This is a genomic window from Desulfosporosinus sp. FKB, from assembly GCF_002196705.1.
In the GTDB taxonomy this organism is placed as follows: domain Bacteria; phylum Bacillota; class Desulfitobacteriia; order Desulfitobacteriales; family Desulfitobacteriaceae; genus Desulfosporosinus.
Genome location: NZ_NADJ01000037.1, coordinates 1 through 16855, shown reverse-complemented (window position 1 = coordinate 16855; position 16855 = coordinate 1). Strand labels below are relative to the sequence as shown.

Annotated in this window: 17 protein-coding genes and 1 riboswitch; of the genes, 16 read left to right on the top strand and 1 reads right to left on the bottom strand. The window is 41.1% G+C overall.

The annotated features are described in order from the left end of the window. Positions 1-305 precede the first annotated feature (305 nt). The 14 genes from pylB to B5Y67_RS26370 all read left to right on the top strand — a co-directional run bounded on the left by pylB (position 306) and on the right by B5Y67_RS26370 (position 13733). Positions 306-1406, top strand: coding sequence for a methylornithine synthase PylB (pylB, locus tag B5Y67_RS15150; protein WP_088227271.1), 1101 nt, complete (start codon positions 306-308; stop codon positions 1404-1406). Beyond that, positions 1397-1666, top strand: coding sequence for a hypothetical protein (locus B5Y67_RS25955; protein WP_242975988.1), 270 nt, complete (start codon positions 1397-1399; stop codon positions 1664-1666). Before pylB ends, B5Y67_RS25955 begins: the two co-directional genes overlap by 10 nt. Continuing rightward, positions 1596-2072 (top strand): ATP-grasp domain-containing protein, encoded by a 477-nt coding sequence (locus B5Y67_RS25950; RefSeq protein ID WP_348982307.1) that lies wholly within the window; start codon positions 1596-1598, stop codon positions 2070-2072. The genes B5Y67_RS25955 and B5Y67_RS25950 overlap by 71 nt, the downstream gene beginning before the upstream one ends. Then, positions 2065-2202, top strand: a complete 138-nt coding sequence (locus B5Y67_RS25390; protein ID WP_170932707.1) for a hypothetical protein — start codon at positions 2065-2067, stop codon at positions 2200-2202. The genes B5Y67_RS25950 and B5Y67_RS25390 overlap by 8 nt, the downstream gene beginning before the upstream one ends. 61 nt (positions 2203-2263) lie before the next feature. Then, positions 2264-2596 (top strand): pyrrolysine--tRNA(Pyl) ligase small subunit, encoded by a 333-nt coding sequence (gene pylSn, locus B5Y67_RS15140; RefSeq protein WP_170932706.1) that lies wholly within the window; start codon positions 2264-2266, stop codon positions 2594-2596. 72 nt (positions 2597-2668) lie between these two features. Continuing rightward, the gene (gene pylSc / locus B5Y67_RS15135) at positions 2669-3508 is read left to right on the top strand and encodes a pyrrolysine--tRNA(Pyl) ligase large subunit (RefSeq protein WP_088227269.1); all 840 of its coding nucleotides are present in this window, start codon (positions 2669-2671) and stop codon (positions 3506-3508) included. 777 nt (positions 3509-4285) lie between these two features. Further along, the gene (locus B5Y67_RS15130; RefSeq protein ID WP_088227522.1) at positions 4286-5647 is read left to right on the top strand and encodes a sigma 54-interacting transcriptional regulator; all 1362 of its coding nucleotides are present in this window, start codon (positions 4286-4288) and stop codon (positions 5645-5647) included. A 319-nt stretch (positions 5648-5966) separates the two neighbouring features. After that, a complete protein-coding gene (locus B5Y67_RS15125; RefSeq protein WP_088227268.1) occupies positions 5967-6821 on the top strand; it encodes a 3-hydroxyacyl-CoA dehydrogenase NAD-binding domain-containing protein in 855 nt (284 codons plus the stop codon). 63 nt (positions 6822-6884) lie between these two features. Continuing rightward, complete coding sequence (locus tag B5Y67_RS15120; protein ID WP_088227267.1) at positions 6885-7667, top strand: short-chain-enoyl-CoA hydratase; 783 nt, start codon at positions 6885-6887, stop codon at positions 7665-7667. A 335-nt stretch (positions 7668-8002) separates the two neighbouring features. Continuing rightward, positions 8003-9346 carry an acetyl-CoA hydrolase/transferase C-terminal domain-containing protein gene (locus B5Y67_RS15115; protein ID WP_088227266.1) on the top strand — a complete coding sequence of 448 codons (1344 nt, stop codon included), beginning with the start codon at positions 8003-8005 and terminating at the stop codon, positions 9344-9346. A 43-nt stretch (positions 9347-9389) separates the two neighbouring features. Then, complete coding sequence (locus B5Y67_RS15110) at positions 9390-10619, top strand: thiolase family protein (RefSeq protein WP_088227265.1); 1230 nt, start codon at positions 9390-9392, stop codon at positions 10617-10619. Between the two features lie 131 nt (positions 10620-10750). Next, on the top strand, positions 10751-12586 hold the full coding sequence (locus B5Y67_RS15105) for an acyl-CoA dehydrogenase (protein ID WP_088227264.1): 1836 nt from the start codon (positions 10751-10753) through the stop codon (positions 12584-12586). A gap of 351 nt (positions 12587-12937) precedes the next feature. Next, positions 12938-13405, top strand: a complete 468-nt coding sequence (locus B5Y67_RS15100; RefSeq protein WP_088227263.1) for a hypothetical protein — start codon at positions 12938-12940, stop codon at positions 13403-13405. 187 nt (positions 13406-13592) lie between these two features. Further along, entirely contained in the window at positions 13593-13733 is a 141-nt protein-coding gene (locus B5Y67_RS26370; RefSeq protein WP_207652421.1) for a hypothetical protein, read from the top strand. Between the two features lie 163 nt (positions 13734-13896). Here B5Y67_RS26370 and B5Y67_RS15090 read toward each other — a convergent pair whose 3' ends face one another. After that, complete coding sequence (locus tag B5Y67_RS15090; RefSeq protein ID WP_088227262.1) at positions 13897-14307, bottom strand: hypothetical protein; 411 nt, start codon at positions 14305-14307, stop codon at positions 13897-13899. A gap of 138 nt (positions 14308-14445) precedes the next feature. On the opposite strand from B5Y67_RS15090, the gene B5Y67_RS25620 reads away from it, so the two are divergent. Together B5Y67_RS25620 and purF are read left to right on the top strand one after the other, a co-directional pair. Continuing rightward, the gene (locus tag B5Y67_RS25620; RefSeq protein ID WP_088227261.1) at positions 14446-14904 is read left to right on the top strand and encodes a hypothetical protein; all 459 of its coding nucleotides are present in this window, start codon (positions 14446-14448) and stop codon (positions 14902-14904) included. Beyond that, a riboswitch (cobalamin riboswitch) is annotated at positions 14900-15073 on the top strand. Its footprint overlaps the gene before it by 5 nt. A 116-nt stretch (positions 15074-15189) precedes the next feature. Beyond that, the gene (gene purF / locus B5Y67_RS15080) at positions 15190-16590 is read left to right on the top strand and encodes an amidophosphoribosyltransferase (protein WP_088227260.1); all 1401 of its coding nucleotides are present in this window, start codon (positions 15190-15192) and stop codon (positions 16588-16590) included. Positions 16591-16855: the final 265 nt, after the last annotated feature.

The window sequence follows — 16855 nt, the reverse complement described above, 5'->3', positions numbered from 1 at the left end:
TATCTATTAATAGGAGTTGCCTTTTCAGTGGATCGAATTCTCGTTGGGCTGCTTCGTTAGGTTACAGGAACGCTCGGATAGCCAGCTTACCGACGTAGATATTGTTGCCTTATCTTTAGTGAATCCTGGCTGCCCTAAAATGGCCTCGAAGATACATAGTTCCTGCATTATGGTCTTTAGAAAATTTAAAAGAATACAAATTGCTCAGTTAAACTGGGCTTTTTTAATAAGCGCCTTCGGTCATTATACTATGTTGAAATTATCAGTATGAAGAAAGTAACAACGAAGCACAGGGGGCATGAATAGTGGGGAATATAATCCTAGAAGAGATTCTGGAAAAAGCTGACCAAGAAATGCCGATTAAACGAGGTGAAGTATTAAAGTTATTAAAAATCACGACTATGGAAGATTTACAAAAGATTTGTCTTACTGCTCGGAAACTTCGCTTTAGATATTTTAAGAATAAATTATTTCTCTATGGTTTTGTGTATTTTTCAACCTACTGCCGAAATGATTGTACGTTTTGCCTCTATCGCAAATCAAATAGCAGGATTAAACGTTATCGGAAAAACCATGAGGAAATCTTGTCAACAGCTCGTGCATTAGTTGATTCTGGAGTACATCTTTTGGATTTTACGATGGGTGAGGATCCGTTGTTTCATGATAGAACTCAGGGGTTTTATGGGCTAATTCAATTAGTAAAAGAGATAAAGCGCGAAACAAAAACGGCAATAATGATCTCACCAGGGGTCGTATCTACGGAAATTTTAATGAATTTTAGAGAAGCGGGTACTGACTGGTATGCATGTTATCAAGAAACGCATAATCGGTCACTTTATAACCGATTGCGAATTGAACAAAGTTATGATGAACGGATGGGTCAAAAAGTAAAAGCAAAGGAAATGGGGTATTTAATTGAAGAGGGTTTGTTAGCTGGTGTTGGGGATACCGATGAAGACATTGCAGATTCAATATTTATCATGAAAAATATGAAGGCTGATCAGATAAGGGTCATGAGCTTTATCCCTCAAGCAAATACTCCCTTGGCTAATTGGAAAACCAATTCACATTTTCGTGAGCTTCTAATAATCGCAGTCATGCGTTTAGTCATGCCAGACCGCTTGATACCTGCGTCGCTTGATGTGGACGGTATAAATGGATTAGAACAAAGACTAAATTCTGGAGCAAATGTGATTACTTCAATCATTCCGCCATCGTTAGGATTTGCGGGAGTATCTCAAAGTACCTTGGATATTGATGACGGAAATCGATCCCTCGAGAAAATTATTCCTGTCTTAAAGAATATTCAATTGGAACCTGCCACTCGCTTTGAATACCAAAGCTGGGTCGAATCGCGACGAAGTATCTTAAATGCAGAAGGAAATGGTGCAATACAATGCGGTTAGCAATAATCGGCGGGAAGCTGCAAGGGGTTGAGGCTACTTATTTGGCAAAAAAAGCAGGATGGGAAGTTATACTGTTTGATCAAAGAGAGCAAGCTCAAACAGCCCTTCTTGCTGACTTATTCTTCTGTTTCGATATAATTAAGAATTCGAACCAATTTATTTCCTGCCTTGAGGGTGTGGATTTAATTAATCCCAGCTCCCTGGCCTTGGCCAAATTGTCAGTTTCCGATTCTTGTAAAACCTTCAGACCGAAGTGGTAGTGAAGGAGTTAAAGTTATTCGCACTAGTAAAGAATTTAATTCTATCTTGAATCACCAAATATCTCGGAATTTAGTTATTGAAGAATATCTAGAGGGGCCATCTTATTCTATTGAAGTCATAGGAATTGCAGGAAATTATCAAGTTTTTCAGATCACAGAGTTGGAAATGGACGGGGATTATGATTGTAAGAGAGTTCTTGCTCCAGTGGAGCTTGGTGATCAGCTAATAAGAGAATTCGAAAAGATTACCCTTAAATTAGCAAGTGATCTTTCACTTAATGGGATCATGGATGTAGAGACCATTCTTCAAAATGGAAAGCTCAAAGTTTTAGAAATTGATGCACGTTTACCGAGTCAGACTCCGACGGCTGTTTATTACTCTACGGGAGTTAATATGGTTGAGTAAAGAGTACAATGATGAATTAGTAAGTAAAACCAATTATTCACTATCCGAAATTGCTGCTCGTGCCGTTGGAATGGATCCGACAAAAGTAGTTGTTCCCGTCCCAATTGCAGTGTTGCCGATGTATTCTTAAAGAATTATAGGAATATATTCGTTTTGTAGATCAGATCGTTGATATCGAGTTTCAAGGGAGTATGTTCAAAATGGCACAAATTTCAAATGAAAAAAAACGTTATTATCGAAAAAATGTGGATTTTTTCAACCTTGTTGATAAGATCAAACTTTGGCCATCTCGTGGAGGAACATTGCATGGAATTAGGGCAATGAACCGAAGAGGGGATACGGCAGAGATCTTAACTCATTGTAATAAACGCTTTGTTATTAATAATTCAAAACATAGCCGAGCTGCACGCTGGATACGAAATAAATGGTTTTTTGAAGTATGCCCTAACTGCAAGGTTCCAGAGTGGAAACTACAAAAGTACTCGTCAACAGTTATGAATCAGCACTATGGAGTACACTTGTAAATTATCAAGCAGGGTAATTATACCCGATGTATGACGCCATAAATTGACAAAAGTGATAGGGGGTTCTTGAACATGGGTGACTCATGGACTACGATCCAATTACAACGTTTGAAGGAACTAAATGCATCCCAAGAGATATTAGAAATGAACTTTACTGAATCAATAATCCGTGACCGTATGTTTCAGAAAGTAGAACATCAGTTAGTAAACCAAGGTAAGACAAAATTAAACCTATTACGGCTTGAAAAGCGTCGGCCCGCTTTACTCGAACTGGAAAATCAATTGGCTGAAACACTCAGGAAGGAAGGGTTTGTTCAGGTCATTACACCAACGATTATTTCGAAGGTTTCTTTAGCGAAAATGACTATTTCGGATGATCATCCGTTATTTAATCAAGTTTTTTGGCTAGATGAGAAAAGATGCCTTCGCCCAATGTTAGCACCGAATCTATATACACTATGGAAAGATCTTAATCGATTATGGAAAAAACCAATACGGATATTTGAGATAGGCACTTGTTATCGAAAAGAGTCACAAGGATCACAGCATCTTAATGAATTTACAATGTTAAATGTAACAGAATTAGGTACTTCACTCGAACAGAGACATCAGCGACTAAAAGAAATGGTTGATTGGGCGATGAATGCTGCCGGCATCGAAAATTATGAACTGATAACAGAATCCTCTGTCGTCTACGGGGATACCGTTGATGTCATGAAAGATGAGATTGAGCTTGGTTCCGGTGCAATGGGTCCCCATTTTCTCGATGAAAAATGGGGAATCTTTGAACCATGGGTGGGGATTGGATTCGGCTTAGAACGCCTTCTTATGATTCGTGAAGGGACCCATAATGTTCAGAGCATAGCGAGAAGTTTAACATATTTGGATGGAGTAAGGCTTAATATCAAGTAACCTTTGTCTTTGGGTTATTGAAGGAATGAAAAGAGGCAATCAACACATTGCAATAGAGAAATATAATCACTAACATATGTATTTCCTATAGACATTGTATTGTCTACAGTGTTACCATTTAGCTAAGTGATTAAAGATATTTTTCACAAGCAGAAAGGATTGTATATGAAGGAGAGACCTAAAACTGTTGACATTATCATAAAAAGTATTCTGTAACTAAAAAAAGCAGCCGCGAAGACTGCTGAAAAATGTGACTAACAAAATTATAACATGGATTACACCAGGGATGCGGTAACTTAAAATCTTTAAGACGATATGTTTTATACTCTAATGTTGTGGTAATTTTCAAGAAGCTTGCCAAAAGGGGGCGTTGCATAATGAATATCTATCCGTTTTTATAAATAAAACCCTGCATATAAGTGGATTTAAACCACTATTTATGCAGGGTTTTGTTTAATGAGGGGTATGCATTTCGAAACAGCTCCTTTTCTATCCGCTGGGTTATCTGACGCGTATTCAATAACGCCCATTTATGCTATTCGCAATGCCGAACTTCACTTAGAGGATCGCCTGTTCAAGCGTTGATGATCTTATTAATTAATACCGGTAAATTAGGCAGGAATCCCCAAATAGCTATTGAAATAGTTCGTATAATCATATCTGTATAAAGTAAACTTGACTGCGAGGTGGGTATCTTTCAATGGTATTTTAAGGCGGTACTAAGCTCCTTTAAAACTTAATCCAGACAAAATACAAGAGGGTGAGACAGTGAGGGATATGAAAAACGAGATATTTGTTGAAATTTTGAATGGGATTATGGAAAATCCCTACATTGGGATTATTATAGTTGATACCGAGGGCTGCATTAAAAAAGTTAACAAAACCTATCTCGGAATACTAAACATGAATGAAACTGATGTATTGAATAAGCACATCTTAGAGATCATACCTCACTCAAAACTTCCGGAAGTACTAAAAACCAGAGAGGTTCAACTTCCTAATTATTGGACGGCAAAAGGGCAGGATCCCGTTGCTTTTCGAACGCCCCTATATTCGGAAGGGAAATTAATTGGGGCCATGGAGCAAAGCCTTGTCTACTTAGAAAGGGAAATTGCAGCTTGTAAAGAAATAAGCGGTAGCATCTACTGTGCCAAATATTGTTTCGAAAATATTGTCGGTAAAGATGAAACTCTGCGCAAAATTAAGTCTCTGGCTCTGCGGGCATCGAGAACTCGTTCAACGGTTTTAATCATGGGAGAAAGTGGTACCGGCAAGGAACTTTTTGCCAACGCCATTCATAAAGCCGGTCCGCGTACAAATTATCCCTTTGTCAGAGTCAACTGTGCAGCACTGCCTGATAATCTTTTAGAATCAGAACTATTCGGTTATGAAGAAGGAGCATTTACCGGAGCTCGCAAGGGAGGTAAGCCGGGCAAATTTGAAATAGCCAATCACGGTACGATTTTCCTTGACGAAATCGGCGATATGCCACTGGCAATGCAAGCTAAGTTGTTGATTGTCTTGCAGGAACGTGAAGTTGAGCGAGTCGGAGGAACAAAGCCCATTCGAGTCGACGTTCAGGTTATCGCAGCTACAAACCGTAATTTAGAACAAATGGTTAAAAGAGGTAAATTTCGCGCAGACCTCTATTACCGCTTGAATGTTGTAACTTTAAATATTCCGTCCCTGCGGGAAAGACCAAAAGATATTATTCTTTTGGTCAATTATCTTTTACCTCAATTAAACAAACGCTTGCATACCCGGGTAGAGAAAATATCTCAGGAAGGCATTCTGCTTCTTTGTAATTATGATTGGCCAGGCAATGTGCGGGAATTGGAAAATTTACTGGAAAGAGCCATTAATTTAGCGGACTTTAATCAAGACTCTTGTCTCACCCCGCAATACTTCCCTTCATTAATGAGACCGGCTGTGCAACTAGAACCAGCCACCCAGCCGGTTGAGATCGAGACAAGGGAGAGTGTCGACAACTTAGAAGAAGCAATTGGAAAAATAGAGGTTGAAACCATAAAGCGAGTTTTGCAGAAAACTCATAATAATAAAGCTCAAACTGCTAAAATCCTAGGGTTGAATAAATCGGTCTTATATCGAAAACTAAAAAAATATAATTTTATGTCCTAACTTGTGAAATCTTTCTCCACGTTACTAATTTAATCCGCCCCAAAACCGTCCCAATATTAAACCCTTAGTCTCCTTTTGGAACCCTTAAATTTAAAAAATAGTCTCATTTTGCATCCAATGGAAGTTAATTCTGAACAAAAAAGGAAGCTGAAACTCCAGAAAGCCGATATATATGGCATTTTGATAAAGAGAGTTCCCCACAGGTTTGTTGGCATACTTATTGCTTTATAGATAAATAGCAACAAGCTAAGGAGGTGGGGAGGGAATACCTAGATGTAGAAAAGATCCTATTTTAACAGAAGTAAAGGAGATGGCAGACATGGAGATCAAAAAAATAGGAGTATTAGGTGCTGGCACCATGGGTGCAGGAATTGCTCAAGTATGCATACAAGCAGGTTATAATGTCGTTTTAATAGATATCGTACCAGGAATTGTAGATAAGGCACTCGTCGGTTTAGATAAAGCTTGGGCCAAGGCGATAGAAAAAGGTAAGGCGACTGCTGAAGTCGTGGCTAATTATAAGACTCTAGTTACTAGCAGTACAGACGTCAATGATTTTAAGGATGTTGACATGGTAATCGAGGCAATTGTAGAAAATATTGATGTTAAGAAAAAAGCCCATAAACAACTCGGCGAAATTTGCAAGTCTGAAGCTATTTTAGCGAGCAACACTTCAGCACTGAGTATTACTGAGATTGCCGCTGCTACTAACCGTCCAGATAAATTCGTTGGAATGCATTTCTTCAATCCGGTAGTCATGATGAAATTAGTAGAAGTCATTCCGGGCATCGTGACCGCTGATGAAACAGCCCATACTGTCATAGAAGTTGCCAAGAAAATTGGCAAAGACCCCGTATTAGCCAAGGAAAGTCCAGGATTCATCGTTAACCGCATCCTGGTTCCCTATATGAATGAAGCTGCAAACGTTTATCAAGAAGGTATCGCTACATTAGAAGAGATTGATAAGGCTATGAAACTGGGTGCCGGAATGCCAATGGGACCTTTGGCGCTGGCAGATATGGTCGGAATCGATATCGTCTTGGCTGTTTGTGAATTTTTTTACAATGAATTTGGCGATTCCAAATATCGACCTTCACTGGCATTCAAACAAAAGGTTCGTGCCGGACAACTTGGCCGGAAAACCGGCAAAGGATTTTATGATTACAGCAATTAAACGAAAAACGATAGGTAAATAATTTCTAAGCTTATTTGTTACCGATGGAAGGGAGGTAAAACTATGGAATTTAAAAATATAATCTTCGAAAAAGAAGATTATCTAGCCATACTCTCTATCAACCGTCCTAAAGCAATGAATGCTCTTAACGCCGATACCTTGTATGAACTAGAAGCAGCGGTAAAAGAGGTAAAGGACGATACCAATATCAAGGTTATGATTATAACCGGGACAGGAGATAAATCATTTGTGGCCGGAGCCGATATCACGTTCATGTTGCCGTTTACGCCTATTGAAGGCAGATTTTTCTCCGATGTAGGAGAACGGGTAATGCGGCAAGTAGAATTACTGGAAAAGCCTGTAATTGCAGCCATTAACGGCTTTGCTCTCGGAGGAGGGTGTGAGCTGGCCATGTCTTGCGACATCAGACTAGCCTCAGAAAATGCGGCTTTTGGTCAACCTGAAGTTGGCCTTGGCGTCATACCCGGCTTTGGAGGAACACAGCGCCTTCCTCGTTTAATTGGTGAAGGACGTGCCAAAGAACTAACCTTTACAGGCGATATAATAAATGCCGAAGAAGCCTACCGCATCGGTTTAGTAAACCATGTTTATCCCCTTGATCAATTAATTGATGAAGCTAAAAAATTAGCCCAAAAAATTGCCAGCAAGGCACCATTAGCGGTTGGTTATGCCAAATACGCTATAAACAAGGGCTTACAAGCTGACATTGATACGGCTATGGGCATTGAGTCTGATATGTTTGGAATATGCTGCGCAACTTCTGATAAAGCTGAAGGTATGGGCGCTTTTGTCGAAAAGAGAAAACCAAAATTTGAGGGCAAGTAACTAAATAATTAAGTGTACGACGTTCTTTATCTCTCCTTAATTGCTTGATTTAGCAGATACAAGCCGAAAAATGTTACCAGGGCACCGTTGGCAGTTGAATTAGGCCTAGCTAAGCATTATCAAAGCTTGCAGGTTAACAGTGACGCTGCTGTGGGCGTTGAGTCTGAATTTGGCTTGTGTAATGACGAAGCTGGAAAAATTCCTAAAAACAGACCAAGGCACCGTTAGCAGTTGAACTAGGCCTAGCTAAGCATTATCAAAGCTTGCAGGTTAACAGTGAGCTGTTATGGGCGTTGAGTCTGATATTTGACAAAGGCTAAAAAGGAGGGATGAATTTGGATTATAAAAGTGAATATCTGAACAAACTAGTTTCTGCTGATGAAGCGGTCAAGGTTGTCAAGTCCGGAGATCTTGTTCATTATGGCGAATTTATGATGGCTTCACATATTTTAGATGCCGCCTTAGCCAAAAGAAGAGGTGAGTTGGAAGGGGTAAACATTCGAACAGTGACCTGTCCTTTTATGCCTCAAACCGTTATAAATGATCCGGAAAGGAAACATTTTATTTACAATGACTGGCATTTCAGCGGCACCAGCAGAAAACTTCATGATAAAAATTTATGCAACTATATTCCGCTGAATTATCACGAAGGTCCCAGCATTTTCGATCGGGGGTGGGTGCCTGTTGACGTTGCTTTAATCAAGGTCACTCCACCCGATCAGCATGGTTTTGTGAACGTAGGCACTTCTAATTCCATTACTCATGCCTTCTGTGATGCTGCCAAAACAGTTGTCGCCGAGATAAATGAATCTGTACCGAGATGTTTAGGCGGCACAAGAGAAACCTTGCATGTTTCCGAAATTGACTACTTTGTAGAAGGCGACAATCGCCCCCTTATACAGCTTCCTAAAACTCCTATATCCGATGTAGATAAGGCGATCGCTCAAATTGTCTTGGAACAAATCGAAGATGGCGCCTGCCTGCAGTTAGGAATCGGGGCTATGCCCAATGTTGTCGGCGCAATGATTGCCCAGTCAGACCTCAAAGACTTAGGCGTTCATACCGAAATGCTGGTCGATTCATTCGTAGATATGTACGAAGCCGGAAGGATTACGGGTCTGCGCAAACAGCTCGACAAGGGAAAAATGGTCTATACCTTTGCCATGGGAACCAATAAACTCTATGATTTTCTGAATAGCAACCCGATTTGTGCAAGTTATCCCGTCGATTATACCAATGACCCGGATGTAATTTGCCAAAATGACAACATGATTTGCATTAATAATGCGATTGAAGTTGATCTTTACGGACAGGCTGCCTCAGAAACCTCAGGTATACGACAGATATCCGGAACCGGCGGTCAGTTAGACTTTATCTATGGATCGTTTAAATCTAAAGGAGGGAAAGGCCTGATCTGTCTATCCTCTACCTTCCGCGACAAAGAAGGCAACCTCCAATCGCGCATTAAACCAACCCTTACCCCTGGATCGATTGTTACTGTTCCCAGAAGTATTAATTATTATGTCATCACAGAATACGGTATTGCCATGCTGAAGGGAAAAAGCACGTGGCAAAGAGCCGAAGCCTTGATAAATATTGCTCATCCTGACTTCCGCGAAAAACTTATCAAAGAGGCTGATGCCCAAAAAATTTGGGTTAGATCAAATAAGATAAGTTAGCCTTTCGCTCAAATTTAAGAAAAGCAAAAAGGAGATGGCTTAAATGGCAATCGAAGCTAATGAAGTAGTACTGGTTAGTGCCTGCAGAACACCGATCGGGGATTATGGCGGTTCTCTCAAACCTGTACCGGCCAATGAATTGACCAAAGTAGTTGCTACCGAAGCGATTAGGCGGGCGGGAATTGAGCCGAAACAAGTGGACGAAATCGTGGCCGGAATGTGCTTAGGTCATGGCAATGGTTCTTGCCCGCCACGTATCGTGGCCATGCAAATAGGTATGGATCCTAAATCAAGCGCCTGCATGGTTAATCAAAACTGCGCCTCAGCTATGAGAGCTTTGGAAATTGCAGCTATGAAACTCCAACTAGGTAAATATGATATTGCCTTGGTAACGGGTACGGAAAGTATGAGCAACATCCCCTACATTGACCCGACAGCCAGATGGGGAGCCAGAATGGGCGATGTCAAACTCATGGATGCCATGCTTGCTGACGGACTGGTATGCCAATTAGCTGGCTCCCACATGGGCGTTACAGCTGAAAATATTGCAGAACTGTACGGCATTACGCGGGAAGAATGTGACCAGCTGGCCCTGATAAGCCATCGCAGAGCAGTAAGGGCTATTGATGAAGGCCGTTTCAATAGAGAGATTGTTCCTGTACCGGTTAAAGAAAGAAAGAAAGAGTACCTCTTCTCCCAAGATGAACATCCTATTCGGGATGCCAGTCTCGAAAGTATGGCTAAGTTAAAACCAGCCTTTAAAAAAGACGGAGTGGTAACTGCTGCTAATGCTTCCGGTCTTAACGATGCTGCTGCCGCCGCAGTTTTAATGACAAAGCAAAAAGCAAAAGAATTGGGACTCAAACCGCTGATGAAATTGATTAATATCTGTGATGAAGGCGTGGAAGCCCGCGTTATGGGTTTAGGACCGGCGGTTGCCATTCCCAGATGTTTGCGCGAAGCAGGTATGAACTATGGAGATGTCGACTACTGGGAAATCAACGAAGCCTTCGCAGCCCAAGTTCTTGGCGTTGGCCGGAAACTGAAGGAAGAATCAGGCATTGACATGAATATAGGAACCATCGAGCAAGATGGCAATGTTAACAACAATGGTTCAGGAATTGCCTTGGGACACCCGGTAGGTTGTACCGGACTGCGCATCATCGTCAGCCTGTATTATGAACTGGAACGGCTTGGTAAGACAGTTGGCGGCGCTTCCCTATGCGTTGGCGGCGGTGCATCTTTGGCCTCCCTGTGGACAAGAGATGTGTAGCTAAAGTTTAGCGTTCTATCCGAATTAAGCGTAGGCGATGGCTTTTGATTTATCGTAGCCTCATTGTCAAGCTTTATCAGACGTAAGATAAATGAATTGGCGATAATAAATTGAAGTGGAGGAACGTAAACATGGCTTCTAATTTTGCCATTAATAATATTCGGGATTTTGAATTTATAATCCAAGAGTGGCTTCCGACGGAAGGAGTTTTTAACTACCCGCAGTTTGCTGATTATTATTCCAGAGATGATGTAAAATCAGTCCTCGAACCCATCTTAAAAATGTGCAAGATAGTGATTGAACCGACTAACGATGAAAACGAGACTCACCCAGTAACCTATGCTGACGGCATGGTTACCACTCCGCCGAGCTATGGGGCCCTTTTCCGCAAGCTGCAGGAAGAGGGCTGGGGCACCAGCAATATTGATGACTCCCCCGATGCCATGGTTATGCCGGAAATGATCAATGCAGCTGTTTGGGAAATGATTTGTGCAGCTAATCCAGCTTTTATGCCCTACGTTATGCTGACTACCGGATCGGCCAATCTGATTCAATCCTATGGCGATGAAAAATTAAAGCAAATGTTTCTTCCTAAAATGATGAACGGAACTTGGGCCGGAACCATGTGCCTCACCGAACCCGGTGCCGGTTCAGATGTCGGGGATATCACATCCAAAGCTTATCCAACCGATAACCCTCGAGTTTTTAACATTGTTGGCAATAAACTTTTCATAACTGGTGGGGATAATGACTTTTCGGAAAATATTATCCATCTCTTCCTGGCGCGTATCGAAGGTGCCAAACCGGGCACCGGCGGCATTTCTCTGTTCGTAGTTCCTAAGCTGTGGGTTAACGAAGACGGCAGTTTGGAGGACAACGATTTCATCACCACAGGCGTAGAGCATAAAATGGGGCTCCACGGTTCAGTCACTGCCGCTTTATCCGCCGGGGAGAACGGTAAGTGCCGCGGCTGGCTGCTGGGTATCGACCCGCGGGAAAATAACGGCAAGGGCGAAGGTATGGCTCAAATGTTCCAAATGATGAACTTGGCTCGCATGGAAACAGGTCATATGGCTCTGTCCTGCATCGCTAACGCCTTTGCCAACGCCAGGGATAATGCCAAAGAAAGAGTTCAGGGCCGCTTGCTGACCAATCCTAAAGCGGGCCGGGTAGCAATTATCAATCACGAAGACATCAAACGCACACTGATGATGGGTAAAGCTTACATCGACGCCATGCGGGCTATGATGTACCGGGTTTATCTGGCCTTTGACCAACGGCACCGTGATCCCGATCCTGCAGTAAGGCAAGCAGCCAGCGATCTGATTGAAATTACCACCCCACTTTGTAAAGCATATCCTTCTGATGAAGGATGGTGGCTTATTGGCGAAGCAATCCAATCCTATGGCGGCTATGGCTTCTGCGAAGAGTATCCTGTATCTCAAATTGCTCGAGACATGAAGATTTACTCCATTTGGGAAGGCACAAACTATATCCAATCCTTAGACTTACTTGGCCGCAAGATGAAAATGAAAGGCGGCTCCGTCTTCAGCGCTTGGGTTCAGGAAATGGTTGATTTCTATGAAGCTAATAAGGGTCATGAAAGCTTAAGCAAAGAATTTGCCAATTTGGGCAAGGCTCTAAAGGCTTATCAAGAGATGCTTAAGTCTCTCACTGAAGCCAGCCAAAGCAACATGAGTATGGTTCCTCTTTATTCCCACCGCATCCTGACTGCTACAGCCCAATTATATAGCGGTCGTCTGCTTCTTGATCAGGCTGTTTTGGCAGATAAAAAAGCTCAGGAAATCGGACCAAGTCACTTTGATTATAACTTCTACTCCGGTAAAGTCGCTAGTGCCAGATACTACCTGCGCAACGTCGTTCCCAACGTTTGGGCTGTAGCGGAAATAGTTATGGACGGCGATACTTCGGCTATTGATGCCCCAATTGAGATCTATGAATACTAAGTACTGGCAAAAGTCGGTTAGTTAACAGCCACTATTCCATCAATCCCCTTCTTCCTATGACTCTTCTTCATGCCTATAACCTTTTTCTGTTTACCAATAACTAGTCTACTTATCGACAAATGATTTTACCCTCATTACTATATTACCTTGCAGGTACCGTTCCAAATATTGGCTTAACTGCACCCTTAAGCCCTGTATTTGACTTTGTACCAACTCTAAGCAAAGTCGATTTTCCGATAGAAAATCGGCTTTTGTTTTTTTCGCTACTGTCTGTGAATTAAATTAATATGGTTATTGCATAGGTCCCGATGGTTATAAGGTTAATCTTATTAATTCTAAGGAAGTGAGAACATGCTAACGATTGATGAGTATATTGCTGAATTGAAAAAAACCGACAAACTGGATGAATTCGATTCCTTAAAGCAGTCGGAAAACATGGCTGCTGTCATGAAATACGTGATGTCTTACTTTAACGAATATCTAACTATGGAGACATGCGATGCTGAAATAATTAAGCTAAAACATACTATGGACAAGCTTGGGGAAGAAATCCAAAATAGATACCCTAAAAGCAAAGACTTTATTTTGAACTTTTATCTACAATACAAAATCAAAATACATAAAGATATTGAAAAGTGGACTGAGAATATCTCGTATTTTTCTTTTTTCTATTGTGAGGAAGACTTCTGTTTAGCGGCAAAAAGCTTTTGTTCCAGTTATAAATTTAAGGAAGCAAACTTGGAGGAATACGAAAGCGAAATCGCGACGCTCATTGGCGATATCAAACAGTATAAATACGGAAGGGCTAAATTTATCTGAGATGATTCATCTAGATAAAAACATCATTCAATGGAGCAATCAGGTAATTCAGATTACTTTTTGGGGCTTGAAATCCTAAACTACCTTTAAAAGCAGGGAGGAATTCCATGAAACTGTTGCACCTCGCAGATCTGCTTGTGGCAAATGGATAAACGAGTTCAGCATGATGGAGGATCAGAAGTATATCTTGAAAGAAATCTTGAAAATCGTTGACAAGGTAAAGCCTTTCGGAGTTCTTATGACGAGGGATATTTATGATAAAAGTGTTCCAGAAGGAGAAGCTGTAGAAGTACTCGATGAGTTCTTAACGGAGCTGGACTGGTGGTGAATTAAAGGAGCGCTTTTGGACTCTCTTTTTTGTGTTCATATTGAATGAAATAAAGGATAAAAGTGGAATTAGCATGATATGTTGAGATGCACATTTCAACCGCCACGTCGGGAGCTTTGAGGTGTTAGAGAAAAAGTAAGGTACGTCCTCCTTCGTAATTTCATTATATCCAATTGCGGTTCTTTACAACTGCTATAGTATGTTGTTTAGGGGCACAGATTCCATGCCACATCCTGGCAACCCAACAAAGCCCTTGTTCAACAAGAAACAGGTTTTGCCCCAAAGTTTCAATCCTATTCAAACTATTTTGATCTAAAGAATGACAACAAACAAAACATAAAAAGTTTTGGGCAGCCATATCCCTTAAGAGTCGGATCAAATTTTGCTTGGGCTTCTCTTGTTCAGGTATAAGATAAAGAATTAAAGCTTTATGCCCTTGATTATTTAAGATCTTTACTATTTCAAACATATCTGCAGTAAATTGTCGCGCGTTATTTGCGCGTTTTTTTTCTTCTTCACTACTATTGACACAATTATTTGTAACATTTAATTCCGAGGATAATTTTGTGTTCATGTCGGTTCTCCTTGATCTTAGTCTTGGTTAAACGATGTTTATCCTCTTGGTGATTGGAAAACGTCTTATATTCAAGCGACATATCATGCATTGATAAGTAATATAGTTGATTGAATAAATTTATAAGGATGTGAGCTTTTGAATGAAATAAAGACTTCGCGTTTTATTACCTTTGATGATCCCCAACTGAAAAAGGTAATCCTTGAACTGCCGGAGATTTGGTGGAGTAGGACGTATGAGTACGCATGGGCAAGTTCATTTGTAAACGATGATCATGTCGTCCTTGACGCAGCCTGCGGGATCTGCCATCCTTTTAAATTTCACCTCTGTAATATATTGGGTTTAAGTAAAGATTTTGAAGAAAATCAAAATAAAATTTCATTAGGTGAAGCTTATTCAATATGGACAGGTTTGGTTTTCAGATACGATTCAATGATTAGTACTAAAACTCTTTTAGAATTTGTAAAAGATAACGAGTTTAAGATGATTATTCATGCCAGTTTGAGCATGCTTTTTGATAAGTTCAAGAACTTTAATAACAGGCGAAAATTATACTTGACATATTCTATTTTCTTAAGTAGTATTGGTCGTAATTAAACAGAATTTTACAGGTGCCCGATAAGGGAGAATAGGGAACCGGGTGTAAGTCCCGGACGGACCCGCCACTGTAAAGGGGAGCTATTGCCATGACCACTCTGTAAGGAGGAAGGAGGCAAGGAAGCTATGAACCTGAGTCAGGAGACCTGCCTGTAAAATACTTAGCATCGACTTCGTGTTTAAGTCGATTTTGGTGAGGATGATGGAAAAATCCGCGCTCTTAATGAGTTGCGGATTTTTTTGTTTTAAGAATTAACGTTATCAATTTCTAAGGAGGAAGGGAAAATGTGCCCTTGGGAATTTTATGATAAACCACGTGATGAATGCGGTGTATTTGGCATCTATGCACCAGGTGATAGTGTTGCCCTAAAAGTGTACCTTGGTCTCAATGCGCTGCAACATAGGGGAGAGGAAAGCGCCGGTATGGCAGTTTCGGACGAGCTGAAAATTCAAGTACACAAGAAAATGGGGTTAGTTACGGAAGTTTTTAGTAGAGATCTATTATCTAAATTAAAGGGAAATGTAGCCATAGGACATGTAAGGTATTCGACTAGTGGCGACAGTTCGGAAGCAAATGCTCAGCCTTTGGTATATACGGATGACAAGGGCAGTATAGCAGTGGCCCATAATGGAAATATAACCAATGTCCATAAACTGGAAAAGAAGTTTACTCTAACAAAGATTTCCGGATCAATAAACTCAGATAGTGAAATTTTCTTGAGATTTATCTCCCATTACAGGAATCTCTCTCTTCAGAAACTTCTCGAACTCTATCTGAATGAAATATCGGGTTCTTATTCGTTGGTAATGATGACAGAAAACAGTCTTATTGGCTTGCGAGATCCTTTCGGAATGCGGCCATTATGTTTAGGAAAACTGAAAGGATCCGAATCTGGTTATATATTAGCTTCAGAAACGTGTGCAATTGGGGCTGCGGGTGGTGAAGTGGTTAGGGAAATTAATCCTGGTGAGGGCGTGATTATCAATGAAGATGGAGTTAATTACATCCAAAACTGTTCAGGACGGCGTAGATGCCTATGTATTTTTGAATACATTTACTTTACACGTTCAGATAGTGTGATTGACGGCAGAACAGTAAATTCAGTTCGTAGAGATTTTGGCAAGGAACTGGCTAAAGAGCATCAAGTTGATGGGGACGTGGTAATTTCTATTCCCGAGTCTGGTACGGCTGTGGCAATGGGATACGCTGAACAACGTGATCTACCCTTTCGAGAAGGTTTAATCAGAAACAGATACATGGGGAGGACTTTTATCAAGCCTGGGCAGAAGAACCGGGAACTGGCTGTCAGGATAAAATTTAATGTCATTGGCGATATAATTCAAGGGCAACGGGTAGTGGTAGTGGACGATTCTCTTGTCCGGGGAACCACCAGCCGTCAAATTGTCCAAATGCTCAGAGAAGCAGGCGCAAAAGAGGTACATCTTCTGGTGGCTTCTCCTCCCTTAAGCTTTCCGTGTTTTTATGGCATAGATATTCCTTCATCTGATGAGCTTGTAGCTGCGCACCGGACTCTTGAAGAAATTAGGCTTTATGTCGGCTCGGACAGCCTTCATTACCTGAGCTTAAAAGGAATGCTTCAAGTTTTGCAGCGGCCTAAAGAGTTTTGCACAGCGTGTTTTGATGGGGTTTATCGTGTTCCTGTTTTTGAGCAGGAAACTGGTTAGGAAAGAAAAAGGCTGTTTCTAAGCACAAGATATAATACGTTCTGGTGCTGCGAGGAAAAATAAGGGACGGGTTCAAGTCCCGTACGGTCTGCCACTGTCGTAAACCTGATGACCAGGAGTCTATTTGTAACAAAATTTACGAGGAGCATTCCTGTAAGTAACAAAAAATGACCTTTGAAAAAAAGACGACCTCACGTTAATCTTTGAAAGGACGGACTGTTGGCCAACAGAATCCAATCAAAAATAACGGAGGTCATCCAGGTGA

Coding starts and splice junctions, on each gene's coding strand:
- B5Y67_RS25955 (WP_242975988.1), top strand. CDS start 1,397: ATGCGGTTAGCAATAATCGGCGGGAAGCTGCAAGGGGTTGAGGCTACT.
- pylSn (WP_170932706.1), top strand. CDS start 2,264: ATGTTCAAAATGGCACAAATTTCAAATGAAAAAAAACGTTATTATCGA.
- pylSc (WP_088227269.1), top strand. CDS start 2,669: ATGGGTGACTCATGGACTACGATCCAATTACAACGTTTGAAGGAACTA.
- B5Y67_RS15130 (WP_088227522.1), top strand. CDS start 4,286: ATGAAAAACGAGATATTTGTTGAAATTTTGAATGGGATTATGGAAAAT.
- B5Y67_RS15125 (WP_088227268.1), top strand. CDS start 5,967: ATGGAGATCAAAAAAATAGGAGTATTAGGTGCTGGCACCATGGGTGCA.
- B5Y67_RS15120 (WP_088227267.1), top strand. CDS start 6,885: ATGGAATTTAAAAATATAATCTTCGAAAAAGAAGATTATCTAGCCATA.
- B5Y67_RS15110 (WP_088227265.1), top strand. CDS start 9,390: ATGGCAATCGAAGCTAATGAAGTAGTACTGGTTAGTGCCTGCAGAACA.
- B5Y67_RS15105 (WP_088227264.1), top strand. CDS start 10,751: ATGGCTTCTAATTTTGCCATTAATAATATTCGGGATTTTGAATTTATA.
- B5Y67_RS15100 (WP_088227263.1), top strand. CDS start 12,938: ATGCTAACGATTGATGAGTATATTGCTGAATTGAAAAAAACCGACAAA.
- B5Y67_RS15090 (WP_088227262.1), bottom strand. CDS start 14,307: ATGAACACAAAATTATCCTCGGAATTAAATGTTACAAATAATTGTGTC.
- purF (WP_088227260.1), top strand. CDS start 15,190: ATGTGCCCTTGGGAATTTTATGATAAACCACGTGATGAATGCGGTGTA.